Origin of the sequence: Microcoleus sp. SVA1B4, from assembly GCF_036700545.1 — a bacterium.
GTDB lineage: Bacteria > Cyanobacteriota > Cyanobacteriia > Cyanobacteriales > Microcoleaceae > Microcoleus.
This window is the reverse complement of sequence record NZ_JAUBPB010000011.1, coordinates 54,630-73,836: the sequence shown is the minus strand read 5'-3', so window position 1 is coordinate 73,836 and position 19,207 is coordinate 54,630. Positions and strand designations below refer to the sequence as shown.

Here is a 19,207-nt window from a genome sequence, read left to right as displayed (position 1 = left end):
TATTACATCCCAAGTTAGAAACCCGGTTTATCTGAAAAAACCGGGTTTCTTGTCTCTTAATTAATCTTTGCTTCCGCGCTAGATTTTTCAGATGCCGCAGCTTCCTTTATCTCTGAAATCGCTTTCCGGCTGAAAATTTGGAAGTAGAGAGAAACAAAAAACTCTTTGACTGGAAAAACGATAAAAGTCAAAGGATTAATTGTCACGATGATATTCCGCGCATCAGCTTTAGCTTGTTTGACAACTTGCTGCGCTACCCAGTCGGGAGACATAATGCCGATCGGGTTTAAATTGCTTTTAAACGGCCCTAAAATCAGTTTGCGAACGATGCAGGGCGCGTCTAGCCGGCGCAGGGTGACTAAATCTCCCAGGGCGCGTTTGCTGAGTTCGTATAAGGGACTGACAGCGGGAATTACTTCTGCTTCGGAAGTGTTGATCCAGACTTCTTTGCAAGCGATGTTTTCGTTAGTGCGGACTGTTAAGAAAAAGAGTTCCATCAGCCGCCACGCGGAAAAAGTGTTAATTTCGTATGAGTTGGCGATCGCCTCTCCTGTTCTTTCTCCCTGTACGTTAATTCCGTGATTGATGACGAGAATATCGACTTTTTCTAATAATTCTGCTAAATCTGCCTCTTGACCTATTTGCCAATTTATGGTTTTTACAGGCAAATTTTCGCCGTCAATATTCAAAGTAATTGTTTGATTTCCAGATGTGAGGGCGATAACTTTTGCACCAGCTTTGTGCAGGTGTTTGAGAAGCAAACGTCCTAAAGTTCCCGATGCACCGGTGACGGCTACAGTTTTGCCTTTGAGAGAAAGTGCTGTACCCATAAGTTTATCTATTAAGGTGAAAGTACCGCAATAGTAAGCATTTTGATTGTCGAAGTGATGCCGCCAGTGATAAGGTTTATTAACTAACCACTTGCCAGGGGGAGTCAGGAAGTCTCCCGGTTGGTGGGTGATGTCGGTTAATTCGTCTGCACCTTTGATGCCGCACGCGCGGGCGATCGCGCTCAACAAAAAGCCTAAAGTATAAATACAACCCGCTGCTGCGCCCCAGTGATATTCCGGTAGCCCAAAATAAGCTACAACCCACAGCAACAAGCCCAAAACCATCATCGCCACACCTTCGGGCACGTCGTGACGCCAGTGTGCTTGCTTGTAAATTGTCTCGCTGACGGGGGTCAAATTCGGGCGGAAAACGCGGTGATGCCAAGTGTGCAGCTTTTGCAGGGGGGCCCAATAATGGGACACGACGTGATAAAAATCTCGTATTATTTCTGCCCAGCAGACAGAAGCTATTGCCACAGCGCCGACTATCCAGTAATTTACCATGCTCACATTAGTTTGAAATTTGAGATATTAGAGATTGTCTGCTTTGAAAGATAACTCAAAATGGCTTTTATTGCTAGTCTGGCAGTTGACTCAGGCGTTTTAAAATCTGCAAAACCCGGTACAATTCATTGCCGGGATTGGAAATAACAAATTCAGCAGAGCGGGCATACTGGGGAGTTTCGCCTCTAACTAACTTGACAAAAGAGAAGTTAGCACCTGTGGAAATCATCCCAAAAGTAGGAGTTTCTGGATCGGGCTCGGCGAGCATATATGTCAGGAGTTGGGCAAGTGCTTCGTCAGTTGAAAAGGAAAGTTGTTTGGATTCAATTACTGTCACCCACAAGTTTGCTTTCATAATTAGGATATCTATTCTGCCTTCGATGATTCTGCCTTCGTCTTCCTCTTGAATGGATCTCGACTTTTCGGCTTTGACTTGAAAAGGAGACTCATAAAGACCCGCAATAAACAAAATAGGGCTGATGATTGTTAGCTTGACTGCATTTTCCAATACAGGCGGGTTGTCTACCAAGTTGAAGTATATGTCTTGGACGCGATCGAGCAATTGTTTTTCTGAGTCGGTTACTTCGGGTAAGTTTTCTTGCCATTCTCGGAAAAATTCGCTGTTGCGAACTCGCTGTAAGCCGAAGTTATCGATTAGATAGCGGAGGTTGATATCTCTTGCTTGTAGTTTTTGCATGATGATTAATAAAGGGGTTTATGCAGAAGTGTTGAATGCTTATTTGATAGGATTCTGAAAATAGACATACGAATCCTATAAACTGCTGATTTCAGCAATTAAAAACAAGTTCCTTAAACCAGTGAATATAGCTGATTTTCTCACACATAAAAGCCTGTAAATATCGTAAGTTGTCTAAGAGTTTATTTCCAATAATATCAGGAACTTCAACTAACTGAAGCAACAAATAACAAATCAAACAGGCATAGATTTGGATCTTAATTCCATTAGTATTTTTAGTAATTAGACGAGCCAATTTTAAATGCATTTTTAAGAATTTCCACAGCAATTCAATCTGCCATCGTCTTCGATAAATTTCTCCAATTTCTTCATTGGTATATGCTAATTCTCCTGATTCAGGCAAATTAGTCACAAACCTAAATTCAGTCCGTGTTTCTAAATCTGAAAAAGTCACTAATCTTACTTTAACTTTTCGTTCGTCACTCCACACTTCATAAGTTCCATCTTCCTTCATGTTGATAGTAGAATTATTTTTAATTCGTAGTACAAAATATTGATTTTCTTTTTTCATCAATGCTTGAACACGTTCAGAACTAGAAAAACCTCTATCCATTACAGCAACTCCATTTTGAGGTGTGGCTGCTATGGTTTCATCGACCTACTGACTGTCATGACCTTGACCAAAATGAATGTGTACTCCATCAATTATTTCCCGTTTATTGTCCGTTCCAGCAAATAATTTTACTTGATGATATTCCTGTTGCCATAGTAATTTACTTGTTAACGTAACTATCGTTGAATCTAAAGGAAATAAACTCATTCTATCTTTGCTGATTAATTGACGTTTTAGATCCCCTTGCAATCTTTCAAAGATTTTTACAAAAACATCAATATCTCTATGCTTACTAGCCTTTGAAAAAGTTGATATATCTAGGGAAATATCTCGACTGTTTAAACGGGAAAATAGGGAACGCATAGTATCCAGACTTTGGTCAAAACTAAACCCTAGCCAGCAGGAGACAAATGTGAAGCTATCTAAAACTGGATAATCATCTTTGGGTAAATGGGCGAGATACCGTTTGACAATTTTGGGGAAGTTAGAAAATAGCATTTCAGTTGATTATTAATAATTTATAACTCTGCAATTATACATTGTTGGGCCAATTTTAGCAATTTTTTCCTATCATTCAACACTTCTGGGGTTTATGGTTATTAATAAGTTTAGCAAAATTGGGGTTTTTAACCGCAGATGAACGCAAATGAACGCCGATGAAATTCTGAGTAAGTTAATTTGGCCCAGATGTCTGTTCATTGGGATTTGCGATCGGCAATTCGCTGTTTTTGTCCAGCTTGCATTTGCAACAATTTTTGAACAATCTCATTATGCCTGATTGTTCAGCTAGCTTAAAAGTTGGGTAAATTATTTTTTTTGCAAAAGGTCGATCGCACTCAATCAATACTGAGGCAAAAACCGGGTTTTTTTAGGCAAATCAATCGTGGTTCGCAGCCGATTCCGATAGAAAAACCCGGTTTATTGATCCAAAATCTACGCTTTTAGGCTCCGCAACCATAAAACAAGGTGATGACACCCTGTGCGTCCAGGAATATATCTACAATCGGCAAGTTTGCCGTGCCCTTTCATCCTCCGGTTCTTGCCACCCAAAAGCAAAATGACTTACCGCATTAATTTGCGGCGTCGCCGAGCGAATTGCCTGCATTTGAATCTCCAAAGACGGCCGATTTTTCAGAGGTTTTCCCCAATCTCCAGCAATGGCAGGAATGATTTTTGCTCCCGGAGGCGCTAAACTTACAGTCCGCTGCACTTGTGGGACAATGCAGCTTACATCCCCGCAATTTCCGTAAGACATGGCGTGGAATTCCATTGCAGCCGGAAAGGTGTCCCAAGGCTGCAATCTCGAATCATATCCCCCTTGATTTATCGCTTGATTTGCAGTGGGAAAAAACACTGCTCCTACAGGAATTCCCATCCTTTGAGCGGGTTGAATTGCTATTCCCAAAAAATCTAAAATCCCTTGGACTGCGTGAGCAACACTCAGTTTCCACAGGTCTTTTTGCAGAGTGCCGGTATCGGGAAGTCGCGGTGTCGGTTTTGGTGTGGGAGTTGCAGGGTTTGGCTTGTTAGGGGCGGGATTTGTTGAGGCCGATCTTGATGCGGCATTCTGGCTTCTAGAAGGTGGAGTTGCTACTGACATCGCCTGCGGAATTCGACCCTGCCAAAGAGGTTCTCGCTCAGTTGGATACTGTTTGACTACTGCTTGAACGTCATTAGGATTGATAAATCCCTTAGTCAAATATCGCTGAATTAAATCTCGCCCTTGCTGATTGCTAGCCCGCTGCAAAAGAACTTGCTGCGATGCTGGGCCGTAAATCCACAAGTCTTGAACTTTGGTAGCAACTGAAGCGGGCCCGATGCCCCTTAGATAGCGAATGTAGTCGAATAACATTCCTTGGGGCTTGCGCTTGACTATTTGATTTACTAACAAAGTATAGTCTTGCCGTGCTTGTGGGTTGTACGGATCGATAAAGGCTTGATTGCCCGGAACTTCTCCGAAGTCCTGGTTAATTGCTGCGTCTTCGCTTACTATTAAACTTGTCTGATTTTTACCGTTGATAGCGAGGGTTTGCTGTCTGTCTGGACGCTGAGCATAGCTATAGCCAAAGTTCATGGTAAATAACCAGGCGTATACTTTTAAACCTCGTTGTTTGCCTTTGGCGATCGCCTTTTCTAACAAGTCGTATTTCTCGTAACCGCGATTTCTCACAACAGAAGGCCAAGCCGTAGGATTGTCTGCAACTGGGAGAAGCACTTGACCATCGTAAAACACTTCGACATAGACTTGGTTGTAGCCTTTATTCACAACTTTGTCTAATACTCGATCGAGTTCTCCGGGTCTGACATCGCAGGGATACAAACGCAGCCAAACTGCTTGGGTTTCGGGCCAAGTTTTTTTACGGCATTCTGCTATTTCCCGCGCGTGTTTGTTCAAAACAGCAAAATATGCTTGCTGAGATTCCCGTTTTCCTGACAGGGCGGCGCGGCGCAAGTCTTCTTTTTGATTGACCTGTTCTTGGGATAATTGGCAATAGGCTGATGTTTGGGCAAAAGCTGCTTGATTTCCGATAAATGGCCAAACAAGCTGGCTGATGAAGCTACTGGTTAAAACAGCAGTTACCGCACTTAAAAAGCGTCGCTGGTGTTGCAAATTCGCGATGCGAGTTGGTGCAATTTTCATGGGAGAATTGAATGGGGTTTTTTGGTTTTAATTGGGTGACGATCGCATTTTTGCGATCGCGCTCAACAAGCAGCTACAAATTTTCTACTTTTTTCCGTTGACTTAGTTATGGCACAAGTCGATCGCACAATGCAAATTCTATCTGGCGGCTATTTATATTATGTGCTCGAATAACGGCAGGCAAGATAAGACTCGCCACTTGAAACCGCTATTCTACAAACGAAGTCCCTCTCTAACATACTAAAGAATAAAATGGGTAAAAATCCCGGAATTGAAATCATATCCAGTTTAATGTTTCAGTGTTTTTTCCCTAAATGCTGCATAAAAAAGCGCCTGCATACAGTGGGCGCTAAAAGCAGTTGATATTTCTACTAAAAATTGTTAACACTCAAATATCAAGGATGAAAGATGAATTATTAAAATTTATCCTTGATCCTAAATTTTGAGATTAAGCTCCTCTGTTAAGAGCAGCTTCAATCTGCTGAAATTCTGACTCAAGGCGCTTTTTCAATTTTTCAGGAACGGGACGGTTTGGATAGGAACTGTAATGTCCGGCCAAAGAGTTTAATGCCGTCCGCATTGTCGTGAAAGAGGCCAGCTTGGTAAGAGCGGGATCGCGGCGGTATTCAGCAAAAAAATCGTTGATACTTGTGCGAGCCTTGGCTTGAGCGGCTGCTTTTTCCGGCGTGCCCTCTGGCAAAGTGAGCGCTGTTCTCAAGCTGTTCACTAATGCTAATGTGTCTTGGCCATAATCTCCACTCAGAGTGGCCGGAACATTGGTACAGCCCGCTACGCCGATGACAAGAACTAATACCAGGGCTAACAGACGGGAAATGTAATGCTTCATAAGGGTTAAGAAAAATGGAAGCGAAAGCTGCAATCAAAATTAACCTTTATCCTATCTCGAATGGAGGTAATAATGCCAATTTTTCAAAATCTTTGCATCGATACCATGAAACATAAAATTTGTCAATCTAAAATCTAAAATCTAAAATCTAAAATCGATTGATTTGTCCAGCAACGACGGAGAGAATTTGGGTTTGTCGCAGCCACTGAGCATCAAAAGCGCCTAAGTGAGTTGTAGTAATCAGAGTTTGAAATCGTTCTTGAATTGTTTCTAAAAGTTGATTTTGGCGGCTCAGATCGAGTTCTGCAAGTACGTCGTCTAGCAACAGTAAAGGCGCTTCGCCGACGACTTCTTCAATAAGCTGCAATTCGGCTAATTTTAATGCTAATACCAGAGTTCGCTGCTGACCTTGGGATGCGTATTGACGAGCTGGGGTATTGTTAATGGTAAATGTAATGTCGTCGCGGTGAGGGCCGACTAAAGTGGTTCCTTGAAACTGTTCTGCGATCGCCCTTTTTTGAATTTTCTCTAAAAATGCTTGCCGCACTCCTTCGAGATTGTCTTTAGCGATAAATTCTGAACTTACTTCAATATTAGCATCGTATTTTACATCTAAAACTTCTGCTGAACCGCTAATTGAACGGTGCCAATTTCGAGCTAAAGGCATCAAACGCTCCAAAATTCGATCGCGCCTGCGGATAACGCGAGCGCCCGCTGTCGCCAACTGCGCGTCCCACAAAGCTAATTCTGAACTGGGAATTGGGAATTGGGAATTGGGAATTGGTAAGTCTTCTGTATTTTCTGGTTCGGGACTTTCGGGTGCAATAAATCGCATCTTGTCAAAACTGTCGGAAAATTCCGCTTTCCTGATTTCTTTAGAACGTTTCAACAGAGCGTTTCGCTGGCGCAAAATTTGGTTGTACTGCTGCAAAATGTGAGCGTAAATCGGTTCTAACTGGATGACTAGGCGATCGATCCAATTACGCCTTCCTTCGGGCCCGCCCCGCACTAAGTCCAAATCCAAACAAGAAAATTGCACTACATTTAAGACGCTCAAAAAGTCTAAATGGCGGCGCAGCGGTTCACCGTTGAGCTTCAGTGTCCGACGCGCCCCTGAGCGAAGAGTTAAAGCTAAGTCGATCGCTCCGGTTTGACGTTCGAGTGTAGCATCAATTTGCCCGATCGGCTTTGAGTCGAGTATTAAATCGCGATCGCGCCCTACCCGGTGGCTTTTTAATGTAGAAAGCAACTCTACCGCTTCTAATAAGTTAGATTTTCCTTGAGCGTTATTTCCTACTAAAATGGTTTTGGGAGCGTCAAACGCTACCTTTTGATCGAAGTAGTTCCGAAACTGCCGTAGGTGCAGCGTTTTCAAATACATAATATTAGTAATTGGTAATTGGTAATTGGTAATTCGTAATTCGTAATTCGTAATTCGTAATTCGTAATTCCTAATTGGTAATTGGTAATTGGTAATTGGTAATTCGTAATACACTCATCGTAGGGCGCACCTTACGGGTTGGTAGCCACGAACGAGCATTTACGATTGCGATTTTCGCCGACCGTTGCGCTCGCAATGACATTATAACGAACTAATAAATGCTTAATCGTGACACAATCTATTTAGTCTGCGGAGGAATGAGTTTCGCTGTGAGCCAGGGGTTTCAACCCTGGCGGATCTTCTTGAAAATAGTACCCAATCGAGCGCTCTAGCTAATAATCAAACTTAGCTCACTATCCGTCAGCCGTTAACACTATTTCCTAGATTTGTTGTAAAAGCGCACAAACAGTTTTTCCATTTCAATCCAGACAAACATCAGAGCGCTGAAACCGAAGCAAACTAGCAATTCAAAAGGCGACAAATAGTGAGTGCCGAAAAATGCTCTCAGTGGCGGAACGTAAATCAGCATTAATTGCAAAGCAGTAGTAACAATCACAGCTCCCCAAACAAAAATATTAGTCAAGGGATTTAACTCGATAGTTAGCTGAGTGTTAGACCGAATTGCGATCGCGTGACCCATTTGTGCCAAACAAAGAGTTGTAAACACCATTGTTTTCCAAGCTTCGGGATCTCCAACATGGTTAGGGTTGGTGGTATATCCATAAGCCCACGACATCATCGCGATCGTCAAAATTGCAAAAATAATCCCGATGCGAATTATGTAAGAACCCAAACCCCGCGCAAAAATACTTTCTCGCGGACTGAAAGGAGGCTTTTTCATCACGTTCGGTTCCCCCGGTTCCACAGCCAAGGCCAAAGCGGGAACGCCGTCTGTTACTAAGTTCATCCACAAAATTTGCAGAGGCGTCAGCGGCACTCCTCCCAAACCGATTAAAGGTGCGGCCGCAATTGTCAAAACTTCGCCGATGTTGCTGCCCAAAATGTATTTAATAAAGCGGCGAATATTGCTATAAACCACTCGCCCTTCTTCAGCGGCGGCGACAATAGTGGCGAAGTTGTCGTCGAGGAGCACCATATCGCTAGCTTCTTTGCTGACATCGGTGCCGGTAATCCCCATGGCGATGCCGATATCGGCTTGTTTCAAGGCGGGGGCGTCGTTAACGCCGTCGCCGGTCATGGCGACAAATTTGCCCCAACTTTGCAAAGCTTGGACAATCCGCAATTTGTGTTCGGGGGAAACGCGGGCGTAAACGCTAACCTGTTCGACTTGCTGTTTGAGTTCTTCTTGGCTGAGCTTTTCTAATTCTTGACCGGTGAGAACTCGATCGCCCTCTGTTGCAATACCTAAATCGTAGGCGATGGCTTTTGCAGTCAACTGGTGGTCTCCTGTAATCATCACCACCCGAATGCCTGCATCGCGGCACTTCACCACTGCTTCCCGCACTTCCGGGCGGGGCGCGTCCAGCATACTGACGAGTCCCAGCCAAATCATGTCTTGTTCGCTGGTTTCCTCAGAACCTTCGGGCGGCAGGTTTTCCCAGAGTTTGTACGCAAACCCGAGGACTCGCAAACCGCCGCTTGCCATGTTGTTGTTTTCGACGAGGATGCGATCGCGCATTTCCTGGGTTAAAGGTTGTACTCGATCGCCGACTATAATGCCTTTGCAGCGCTCCAAGGTCAACTCTGGAGAACCTTTGGTCAGCATCAAATAATTCGCCTGCTGTCCTTCTGCTGCAGGAAATCCCGAATGTCCTGATCGGCCGGGCACTTCGCAAATCACGCTCATCCGTTTGCGTTCGGAAGAAAAAGGAAATTCCGCCGTCCGCGGCAGCAATTGAGACTGTTTTTCCTTATAAATGCCTGCTTTTCCCGCTACACAAAGCAGAGCTCCTTCTGTGGGGTCGCCTAAAATCTGCCATTCTTGTTTTTCTTGTTGCAATACTGCGTCGTTGCACACTGCACAGGCAATTAATAAAGATTCGAGTTCTGGATATTCCTCTAAATTATTAATTTTGGCCGCTGTCAGGCGATCGGTAAAATCTCCGATCGGGGCATAGCCATCCCCTGCGACGGCGACTGTGCAATCGCCCGTAGACACTAGCTGAACTACCATTTTATTTTGAGTCAGAGTACCTGTTTTGTCAGAACAAATGGTAGTAACCGATCCCAAAGTTTCTACTGCAGGCAGTTTGCGAATCAGGGCGTTTCGCTTCACCATCCGCCTAGTTCCGAGTGCTAGAGTGACTGTCACGACTGCTGCGAGTCCTTCGGGAACCACAGCCACAGCCATGCTTAGAGAAACTTCTAACAAATCTTCAAACCTGCTGGTATCGAACCCGATGCCGCCGTTTTGGAAGGTAATCATGCCGCCGATGACGACTATTGCGACTAAGGTTAGGGCACCGGAGACTAGAACATTTCCCAACTGGCTCATCCGCTGTTGCAGGGGAGTCGGTTCGGTTTCTACTGACTGAAGCATGGTTGCAATTTTGCCCAGTTCAGTTTTCATTCCGGTGTTGGTGACGATCGCCTTTGCTCGTCCCTGAACAACTTCTGTGCCCTGAAAAATCAGGTTGAGTCGATCGCCCAAGGAAGCATCTTCTGGAAGTTCTAGATCGGCTTGCTTGGTTACTGCTAGAGCTTCTCCTGTCAAAGCAGATTCTCTGACTTGCAGATTTGATGTTTCGATCAAGCGTGCGTCTGCTGCTATTTTTACCCCAGCCTCCAACAGCATCACGTCTCCGGGTACGAGTTCTTTGGCTGCTATTTCCGAAGTTTTGCCGTCCCGCAGGACTCTGACTAGGGGAGAAGCGAGGTTTTTGAGGGCTGCGAGGGCTTTTTCGGCGCTGCTTTCTTGGAAATAGCCGAGAATGCCGTTGAGTATGACGATCGCAAAAATGGCGATCGCATCTTTGGGAAAAGTATTCGACCTGATGTCCAAAAAACCCGAAATCACGGCCACACCCATCAGCATCAACAACATGATGTTGGTGAACTGATCGACAAAAATCGACCACGGGCTGCGGCCTGCTGTTTCTTCGAGTTCGTTGGGGCCGTATTGCTGCAAGCGTTCTGACACCTGTGGGCTGCTCAAGCCAGCGTCTTTGTTGCTGCTTAGCTGCTTGAGAGTTTTGTCAATTGCTACGGTGTGCCAAGAAGAGGGAGAATTTGAAGACATAAATTACGATCGAGCATGGGGAAATTAGGCGAAGGAGGCCGGACAGCGACAGCCGATGGATGTGGCTGATTACAGTCAGAGACTTTTAAGTTTTGAGTTCTGAATCAAAAACTGTTTAACTTGGGACTGGTTTTGGGCGGTTCGATGCCGGGGAAGCAAAAAGCTTTTAACTTCACTGCGTCTGGCGGCTCGATCGCGCCCTTTGTACGCCTACGGCTGATAGCACCTATCCACCTTACCAAAAATAATGGGTTTAAAGCCCCGTCCTTCTAGGACAAAAGCCCAAGCAGTGATGCTTGGAATCCCCGCGCGTTCACGCCCGGAAAAATGTCAATACTAAAAATTAGCAATTCTTTCGGCTATTACACACAAAAGGAGCTGAAAGCAAGAATGACTTTAGTCCGGGGATGCAAGCGTGCGCGGCAGGTTAAAACCTACCTTAAAAAAAACGTCATAAAGCGCTCGTATCCGAACTCATCTATTCCCGGTGTTAAAAGAAAAAGGGCGCTGCGATGAAATACCGGGCCCAGTCTTTGAACTTCCAACGGCTGAGTTTTGTCAGTAAATGCTTATAGTTCCGGCAAAAGCTGAGGCTGTGGCGAGGGGGTTCACAATCGTTGGGATTTTTCCCACACCGAATTTTGCAGGCCTCCTGACATTGGGCAGAATTTTTGCTTTTTTCCCTATTCCCCCAGCCTTCTATTACCAAAACTTTAATTTACTTAATACTTCTTAACAATCCCGCTTTTCCAGAGAAAGCCAACAAAGGCGATCGGCCCACGGGACGGTTCCTGGCAGTTGCACCCCCACAGCAGGGCGATCGAAGCAAACTCTGCGTTTATTGTTGCCCTCTCGCATCTACCCTCAGAAGGAGATTTGCCCGTACTTTCCCCCCCGATATTTACCTTCTTAGAGAGATAAGTTTCTGTAATAATTTGTAATAAACAAACGCAGGCGAGCATTGTATAAAGATTATCAGAGGGTTGAAACGACAGGCCAAAGTTAACAAAAACCCTGATTGACAAGGTTTGTCGCATCTCATAAAAGGTGTAAAATTTTCTAAGGTTTCTTAAACCTCCGTTGCAATGTAACAATAGTGCAGGTAGCGGAAAGGGAGAGATCGATGGGACCAGCAGATTAGCTGGCATCAAATTTCAACCCTTGCAGGCACTCGTAGCCTGAACAAATTTAACTTAACGGTTTTATACCGCAACCAAACTCAATTAACTCAAATAGGAGAGTTCTTTCATGTTTGACGCATTTACAAAAGTGGTTTCCCAATCTGACGCTCGGGGCGAATTTCTAGCTCAGGGTCAACTAGATGCTCTCAGCAGCATGGTTTCCGACGCCAACAAGCGGATTGATGCAGTAAACCGCATCACCGGCAACGCATCCAGCATCGTAGCCAATGCAGCTCGCACCCTGTTCGCTGAACAGCCTCAACTGATCGCTCCTGGTGGCAATGCTTACACCAACCGCCGCATGGCAGCTTGCTTGCGCGATATGGAAATCATCTTGCGCTACGTCACCTATGCAACATTTGCAGGCGACGCCAGCGTTTTGGACGACCGCTGCTTGAACGGTCTGCGTGAAACATACCAAGCTCTGGGAGTTCCCGGTGGCTCAGTTGCAGCCGGCGTGCAAAAAATGAAGGAAGCAGCGATCGCGATCGCTAACGACCCCAACGGCGTTACCCGTGGTGATTGCAGCTCGCTGATGTCTGAAATCGGCAGCTACTTCGACCGCGCTGCCAATGCAGTCGGCTAAAAATAGCCCAGCGAACCTTTCTTGTAAAGAAGCGAGCATCGCATTTTTGCAAACAATCATTTTTGTACAAAAACAACACAACATTAGGGAGAAACCAGAACAATGAAAACCCCTTTGACTGAAGCAGTAACCGCAGCCGATTCTCAAGGCCGTTTCCTCAGCAGCACTGAACTGCAAGTCGCCTTCGGCCGTTTCCGCCAAGCAGCAGCAGGTTTGGAAGCAGCCAAAGCTTTGACCGCCAACTCTCAGCGCTTGATCGACGGTGCAGCTCAAGCTGTGTACAACAAATTCCCGTACACACAACAAATGCAAGGCCCTAACTACGCTTCTACCCCAACCGGTAAAGCCAAGTGCTCTCGCGACATCGGCTACTACCTGCGGATGGTAACCTACTGCTTAGTTGCAGGCGGCACCGGTCCAATGGACGAGTACCTGATTGCAGGTGTTGACGAAATCAACCGGACATTTGAATTGTCTCCTAGCTGGTACGTTGAAGCTCTCAAGTACATCAAAGGCAACCACGGTCTGAGTGGCGACGCTGCAACTGAAGCGAATTCCTACATCGACTACGCAATCAACGCTCTTAGCTAGATTTGCGTGATGCCCGGAATTGTAAGCTGCTGTTAGCTTAAGTGTTAGCGGTTGTTTAGAATTCCGGGCATCTGCGATCTAAGCCTAGTTTTGCAAATACTTTTTTAAGCAGTTTTCAGTTTTTAAAGCAAAAAAGGGAGAAGCGAAGATGGCGGGATTAGGTGCAGCAGAACGGTTGGGAATAAAAGCATTTGAAGAAGCGGGACGAGTAGAACTGCGCCCCCACTGGACGCAAGACGATGCAAAAGCAGTTATTCGCGCTGCTTACAGCCAAGTTTTCGGCAACGAGTATTTAATGTCGAGCGAACGACTTACCAGTGCTGAATCTCTGCTGATGCAAGGGCAGATTTCAGTGAAAGATTTTGTGCGGTCAATTGCACATTCCGAAACTTATCGGAAAAAGTTTTTTTATCCGAACTCGCAAACGCGCTTAATCGAGCTTAATTACAAGCATTTGTTGGGTCGCGCTCCTTACGACGAGTCGGAAATTGCTTTCCACGTTGATTTGTACAATGCAGAAGGCTACGAAGCTGAAATCAATTCTTACATTGACTCAGTTGAGTATCAAGAAAATTTTGGCGACAGTGTAGTGCCTTACTATCGCGGTTTCGCGACTCAAAGAGGTCAAAAAACCGTCGGTTTTAACCGGATGTTTCAATTGTACCGGGGTTTTGCTTCGAGCGATCGCTCGCAAAACCAAACCCAAGCCCGCCTGACTTGGGAAGTAGCGAGAAATATGGCTTCGCCGATACACACAGCCTCCACCGGAAAAGCCCTTGGCGGCACATCCGGCGGTTCTCGCGACCAACTCTACCGAGTCACCGCAATGCAAGGTGCGGCTAAGTTTTCGCCTCAAGTGCGACGGACTACTACCGAATATCTCGTGCCTTACGAGCAACTTTCGAGCCGCTTGCAGCAAATCAACAAACGTGGCGGCAAAGTGGTAAGTATTACCACAGCTTAAAGTTTGTGTATTGACGTTTTTTGGAAACGTCTTTAGCAAAGTAGGACTAAGGATAAAAAATTCTTCAATTTTATGTGGATATGTAAGGTGTGCAGTGCACACCCTACTTTGAGGCATATTATCCTTAGTCCTAAAAATTTCAAGTGCAACCAAGCATTAAACTTTTGTCATTAATAATTTAGGAGAAAATCTGGTGGCGATTACAACAGCAGCGTCCAGACTAGGAACATCCGCATTGAGCGATGCGCCGAAGGTAGAACTGCGCCCGAACTATAGCAAAGACGACGTTGAAACTGTGATTCGTGCGGTTTACCGTCAGGTGCTGGGCAACGACTATTTAATGAAATCCGAGCGACTTACAAGTTCCGAGTCTTTGCTGCGGGACGGAAGTTTGACGGTACGAGAATTTGTACGCGCTGTAGCTAAGTCAGAACTGTACAAAACCAAGTTTTTCTACAACAGCTTCCAAACTCGGACGATCGAACTAAACTACAAACACTTGCTCGGTCGCGCTCCCTACGACGAATCTGAAGTAGTTGAGCACTTAGATTTGTACCAAACACAAGGCTACGACGCTGATATTGATTCTTACATCGATTCAGTAGAGTATCAAGAAAACTTCGGCGAAAGTATCGTCCCTTACTACCGCGGCTTTAACACCCAGCGTGGTCAAAAAACCGTTGGTTTTACCCGGATGTTCCGGTTGTATCGCGGCTATGCAAACAGCGATACATCTCAACTAGAAGGCAATAACTCTCGCTTAGCTGTCGAACTCGGCACTAACAGCGCTACGGCTGTAGTTGGGCCTTCTGGCGGTAACGAAGGTTGGGCATATCGGCCTTCTGCCAGAAACGTAACTCCCAGCAGCACTTTCGGCGGCGCGGCAGCTTACGGCAAAGAAGGGCGGCTGGTGCGCGTGGAAGTTTCGGGCATTCGCACGGGCGGCTATCCCAGCGTGCGCCGCAGCAGCAAGGCTTTCATCGTACCTGTTGAGGAGTTGTCCTCGCAAATGCAGAAATTTCAACGCATGGGCGCGAAAATCGCCAGCATTACTCCAATTTAGTCAGTTGGCAGTTGGCAGTTGGCAGTTGGCAGTTGGCAGTTACTAGCTTTTAGTCAACAGTCAACAGTCAACAGTCAACAGTCAACAGTCAACAGTCAACAGTCAACAGTCAGAATTACCAATTACCAAGAAGCTTATGTTGGGTCAAATTGTAGCTGGAAAAAGTGGCAATACAGCTTCGGCTAGTCGCTGCTTTCGGTATGAAGTTGTGGGCTTGCGCCAAAGCGATGAAACAGATAATGTGGATTATTCGATTCGATCGAGCGCGAGTACATTTATCACTGTGCCTTACAATCGGATGAATCAAGAAATGCAGCGGATTACTCGCATGGGCGGGAAAATTGTCAGCATTCATCCTTTAAACGCGGGTGCAGAATCATCCCATGACTCATCCCATGAATCATCCCACGATCACCAATAGTTTGGTTGCAGGGGCGATGAAAATCGCTCCGACACAAGCTAGAAGGGGCGATGAAAATCGCTCCTAGACAAACTTTCGTCCACTCCAAGCGGACTAAGAGTTAATGTAACCCGCCCCGGCGGGTTTTGTCTGTTTAGTAGCGATTTTAATCGCCAAGTTTCCTTGCAGGTTTTGTCTGGGTAGCAGCGATTTCAATAGCCGAATAACTAACAACTATAGCAATCCTCGCATCATTTGTGAATTTCTTACTCCCTCCCCTTGATAAGGGGAGGGTTGGGGTGGGGTAAAAAGTTTACGACTCCTGCAAGGATTGCTATAATAACTAATAACTAATGACTATGAATTATTACGAATCCGACTCACCGCCGGCGGGTGTAGCTGAGGGCGAGTCTTTAACTGTTGAACAGGCGATCGCAAATTTGCACTCCCAAGATTACAGTCTCCGGTATTATGCTGCTTGGTGGGTGGGCAGATTTCGAGTCAAGGAACCGGCAGCCATTGCAGCTTTAATTGCCGCATTGGAAGAAGAGTCAGAACAAACGAAAATCGGCGACTATTCCCTATTACGAAATGCGGCGCGGGCTCTGGGTAAATTGGGCGACAAGCAAGCCTTACCTGCTTTGATTCATTGTTTGGAATGCGCTGATTATTACGTCCGAGAAGCGGCGGCTCAAGCTCTAGAAATGCTGGGCGATATCGATTCTATTGTGCCACTAATGAAGCTATTGGATGGGGGCGTAGCTGTGGCTGTGCGAGTGCCGGGAAAATCGCACCTCGTGCAACCTTACGACTCGGTAATTGAAGCTTTGGGAACACTACAAGCGACAGAAGCAATACCGCTAATTTCACCTTTTTTGGAACATTCTGTGGAGCGGGTGCAGTACGCTGCGGCGCGGGCGATGTATCAGTTAACTGGTGAGCGGGTTTACGGAGAGCGGTTGGTAAGTGCTTTGAATGGGGCTAATTTGCAGTTGAGGCGATCGGCTTTGATGGACTTGGGGGCGATCGGCTATTTGCCGGGAGCGCAAGCTATTTCTGAAACTTTAGCAGAAAATAGCCTGAAATTGATTGCGCTCAAAGGAGTTTTGGAGCATCACCTCAATCAACAAGAATCACTATCTTTGTCAGATGAAGCTATCCAAGTTATGAACTTAATGGATAGTTTACTGTGAAAAAAATTAGTTTCCAACTGAAATAGGATTGCTGTAGCGATTATCAATTGTCTGCCGTACATTCAGGAGACAGCACATTTCAGGACACAGCGCCGTGCTGTTTCCCTACCGCATATCTGTATTTCATGGAGTTGAGAACTATTTTATCGGTTTGATCCGGGTGAATCTATGACCGATTATTTGATGGAATGAGGGAGGGGGCTTTAGGTACTAATTATTATAAATTTCAGTGAAAATACTGAGGTTTGTAGCTGTAGTTGGTGAAACCGAACCTGTTAAAATAATATTACCCTCTGGATGAGTTTTCAGTTAAAAAAGTTTGGGTTTTGACTGCGGGCGATCGCGGAATGCTGGGAGATGGTTGTGTAGCGACTAGAAGTATAAATCGGGGGATTCACCATGAGCAACGATCCTTTTGAAGTCCAGGTGCAACATTTTGCAGCGCTGAAGTCCAAGTATCAAGCAACAAAATATGAAGATTCATCTCCCTCTAGTCTTCTGTATCTCATTCTGCGAAAAGCTGATTTAGAAATTGAAATTAGTAAATTTGAGTGGAAGTGGTTACAAGAGCATAAGCTTTTGGAAACAATAGAAGCTATCGAGCAAGAGCCACAACGTAAAGCTGAAGAACGAATAAAACTAGATGCTAAATTTTCTCAACTCAAGTCTAAGTTTAAAGCAACCAGAGGGCTACTCATATCCAGTCATTTGTATCCTATCCTTTGGAAACTTGAATCAGAAAATCACCTAACTGACTTAGAAGTTAAATATCTGAAAGAACAGGGGCTTACTCAAACAGTTGCTATCGTTCAAGAGATGGCGCGATTTGCTTTGCTAAAGGCTCAGTACCGAGCAACTGAATATCCAAATTGTTCGCTTGATAGCCCCTTGTATCAGATTCTCAAGCAACTGGATGCACGAGCAATATTAAGTGATGTAGAGGCTAACTGGCTGTTCAATAACCAACTGGTTGATACTCTAGAAATTTTTTGGCAACAAAAAGCTGTACGGGAATCTGAATTTGCCCAACTCAAGGATAAGTACAAAGCTAGTGAATACCCAGAAACATCTGTCTCTAGTCCGTTGTATCCCATCCTGAAAAATCTTGAGGCAGATAAGCAGTTGAGCGAGTCAGAACTTAACTGGCTGGAAGAGCATCAACTTAGCGAAACGCTTAACATTGTTTTGGAGATTGAACAGACACGGCACTTTGCTGAACTGAAAGTTAAGTATAAAGCTAATCAATCTGAGGATTCATCACCCTCTAGCCATCTTTATAAAGTTCTCAAGAAAATTGATTTAGACCATCCTCTAGGTGAGCAGGATATTAACTTTCTGAAAAAGCGTAAACTGACTGAGACAATTACTGTTGCGCTTGACAAATTTGCTGCTAGTCTCAAGTCCCAAATTCAATCTGGAGAGCCGTTGAGTGAGGCTGATTTTGATTGGGTAAAACAGAATGGACGTGATGATGTAATTACCTTTGCTATTGAAAACTATGTTGTTGATCTGAAAATAAAAATCCAATTGGGAGAGCATTTAAGTGAGGCTGATATTGATTGGCTGAAACAGAATGGACGTGAGGATGTAATTACTTTTGCCCAAGAAAAGGAATTTGCTGCTCTGAAGTCTAAGTATGATGTGTCGAACTATAAAGATCGGGCACCTTCTAGTCCATTGTACGCAATTCTGCAAAAACTGGATAAAGGAGAGCGACTGGAACCAACAGATGTTGCTTGGCTTGAGGAGAATAAACTTGAAGCATCTCAACCGAGCAATAGCTATTATGGGTGGCAGGAAGAACGCCGATATCAAGGGCAGAGACTGTTCTCTGGCAAGATTTTTACAGCTTACCACAAAATCGAAGCACTTTTTTATGAACAGGAGTACAAGAATACTGGAAATAAATGGAACTTGCCCAACGCCAGCAGTCATTGGCGCAAGGCAGGGCAGCCGAGAAGTGCATTGAAGCTGACAGAAAATCTGGACTTCGACAAAATAAAAGAAAATAAGCTAAAGTCAGCTTTGCTTACAACTAGGGGCGGTGCTTTTCGAGATATTGATAAATTAGATGATGCTGAAAGATGTGCGCTAAAAGCTATTGAGTATCAGCCTCAGAGTCATCATCCTTACACTTTGATGGGAGCTATTTGTTTTGAGCGGGGTCAATTTTTAGAGGGTGAGCGTTGGTTTAACGAGGCAATTAAACGCGGTGCTTCACCCAGAGATCAGGATGCGGAAATGAAGCGGGTTGTCAAAAATGCTAAAAATGGGAAGCGTCGGGAAGTTGTGGAATATCTGCTGAAAAAAGATCCGCAGCGGTATGCTTGGGCTAAGTTTTATCGGAACCGCCAAGACGGTTAGGATGCACAGCACAAGACATCCTAGGGCGGGTATGGAGTCGAGTTTTTTGCCGATTCGACTCTTTAACCAAGACTGTCCTACTTCGAGCAAGGTAAGCTTTTCAAGTTAATCGCCGCGCCTCACCCACGCTGCAAAAAGTTCGATCGCGCGATC

The 19,207-nt window shown here is 45.1% G+C and carries 13 protein-coding genes and 1 pseudogene; 7 read left to right on the top strand and 7 right to left on the bottom strand.

Annotated elements, in window-relative coordinates:
• Positions 1-56 precede the first annotated feature (56 nt).
• From QT987_RS07915 to QT987_RS07885, 7 genes and pseudogenes are all read right to left on the bottom strand, one after another.
• Positions 57-1,334, bottom strand: a complete 1,278-nt coding sequence (locus tag QT987_RS07915) for a bifunctional sterol desaturase/short chain dehydrogenase (protein ID WP_333238777.1) — start codon at positions 1,332-1,334, stop codon at positions 57-59.
• Positions 1,335-1,407: 73 nt separating this feature from the next.
• Positions 1,408-2,031 (bottom strand): restriction endonuclease subunit R, encoded by a 624-nt coding sequence (locus QT987_RS07910; protein ID WP_333238775.1) that lies wholly within the window; start codon positions 2,029-2,031, stop codon positions 1,408-1,410.
• 91 nt (positions 2,032-2,122) lie between these two features.
• A pseudogene (locus QT987_RS07905) lies at positions 2,123-3,142 on the bottom strand (IS4 family transposase).
• Between the two features lie 499 nt (positions 3,143-3,641).
• On the bottom strand, positions 3,642-5,285 hold the full coding sequence (locus tag QT987_RS07900; RefSeq protein WP_333238773.1) for a family 10 glycosylhydrolase: 1,644 nt from the start codon (positions 5,283-5,285) through the stop codon (positions 3,642-3,644).
• A gap of 448 nt (positions 5,286-5,733) precedes the next feature.
• Positions 5,734-6,132, bottom strand: coding sequence for a photosystem II protein Psb27 (gene psb27 / locus QT987_RS07895; RefSeq protein WP_333238771.1), 399 nt, complete (start codon positions 6,130-6,132; stop codon positions 5,734-5,736).
• Between the two features lie 148 nt (positions 6,133-6,280).
• The gene (locus QT987_RS07890; protein WP_333055313.1) at positions 6,281-7,513 is read right to left on the bottom strand and encodes an AAA family ATPase; all 1,233 of its coding nucleotides are present in this window, start codon (positions 7,511-7,513) and stop codon (positions 6,281-6,283) included.
• Positions 7,514-7,886: 373 nt separating this feature from the next.
• Positions 7,887-10,712, bottom strand: coding sequence for a cation-translocating P-type ATPase (locus QT987_RS07885; RefSeq protein WP_333238768.1), 2,826 nt, complete (start codon positions 10,710-10,712; stop codon positions 7,887-7,889).
• Positions 10,713-11,960: 1,248 nt separating this feature from the next.
• Here QT987_RS07885 and QT987_RS07880 point away from each other — a divergent pair.
• From QT987_RS07880 to QT987_RS07850, 7 genes are all read left to right on the top strand, one after another.
• Positions 11,961-12,479, top strand: a complete 519-nt coding sequence (locus QT987_RS07880) for a phycocyanin subunit beta (protein ID WP_333037001.1) — start codon at positions 11,961-11,963, stop codon at positions 12,477-12,479.
• Between the two features lie 102 nt (positions 12,480-12,581).
• A complete protein-coding gene (gene cpcA / locus QT987_RS07875; RefSeq protein ID WP_006631256.1) occupies positions 12,582-13,070 on the top strand; it encodes a phycocyanin subunit alpha in 489 nt (162 codons plus the stop codon).
• Positions 13,071-13,218: 148 nt separating this feature from the next.
• Positions 13,219-14,034, top strand: a complete 816-nt coding sequence (locus QT987_RS07870) for a phycobilisome linker polypeptide (RefSeq protein WP_333238766.1) — start codon at positions 13,219-13,221, stop codon at positions 14,032-14,034.
• Between the two features lie 193 nt (positions 14,035-14,227).
• Entirely contained in the window at positions 14,228-15,097 is an 870-nt protein-coding gene (locus QT987_RS07865) for a phycobilisome linker polypeptide (protein WP_333157465.1), read from the top strand.
• 136 nt (positions 15,098-15,233) lie between these two features.
• Complete coding sequence (locus tag QT987_RS07860) at positions 15,234-15,518, top strand: phycobilisome linker polypeptide (protein ID WP_333206152.1); 285 nt, start codon at positions 15,234-15,236, stop codon at positions 15,516-15,518.
• A gap of 332 nt (positions 15,519-15,850) precedes the next feature.
• On the top strand, positions 15,851-16,690 hold the full coding sequence (locus tag QT987_RS07855; RefSeq protein WP_333238761.1) for a HEAT repeat domain-containing protein: 840 nt from the start codon (positions 15,851-15,853) through the stop codon (positions 16,688-16,690).
• Between the two features lie 426 nt (positions 16,691-17,116).
• A complete protein-coding gene (locus QT987_RS07850; protein WP_333238759.1) occupies positions 17,117-19,054 on the top strand; it encodes a hypothetical protein in 1,938 nt (645 codons plus the stop codon).
• The last annotated feature ends 153 nt before the right edge of the window (positions 19,055-19,207 follow it).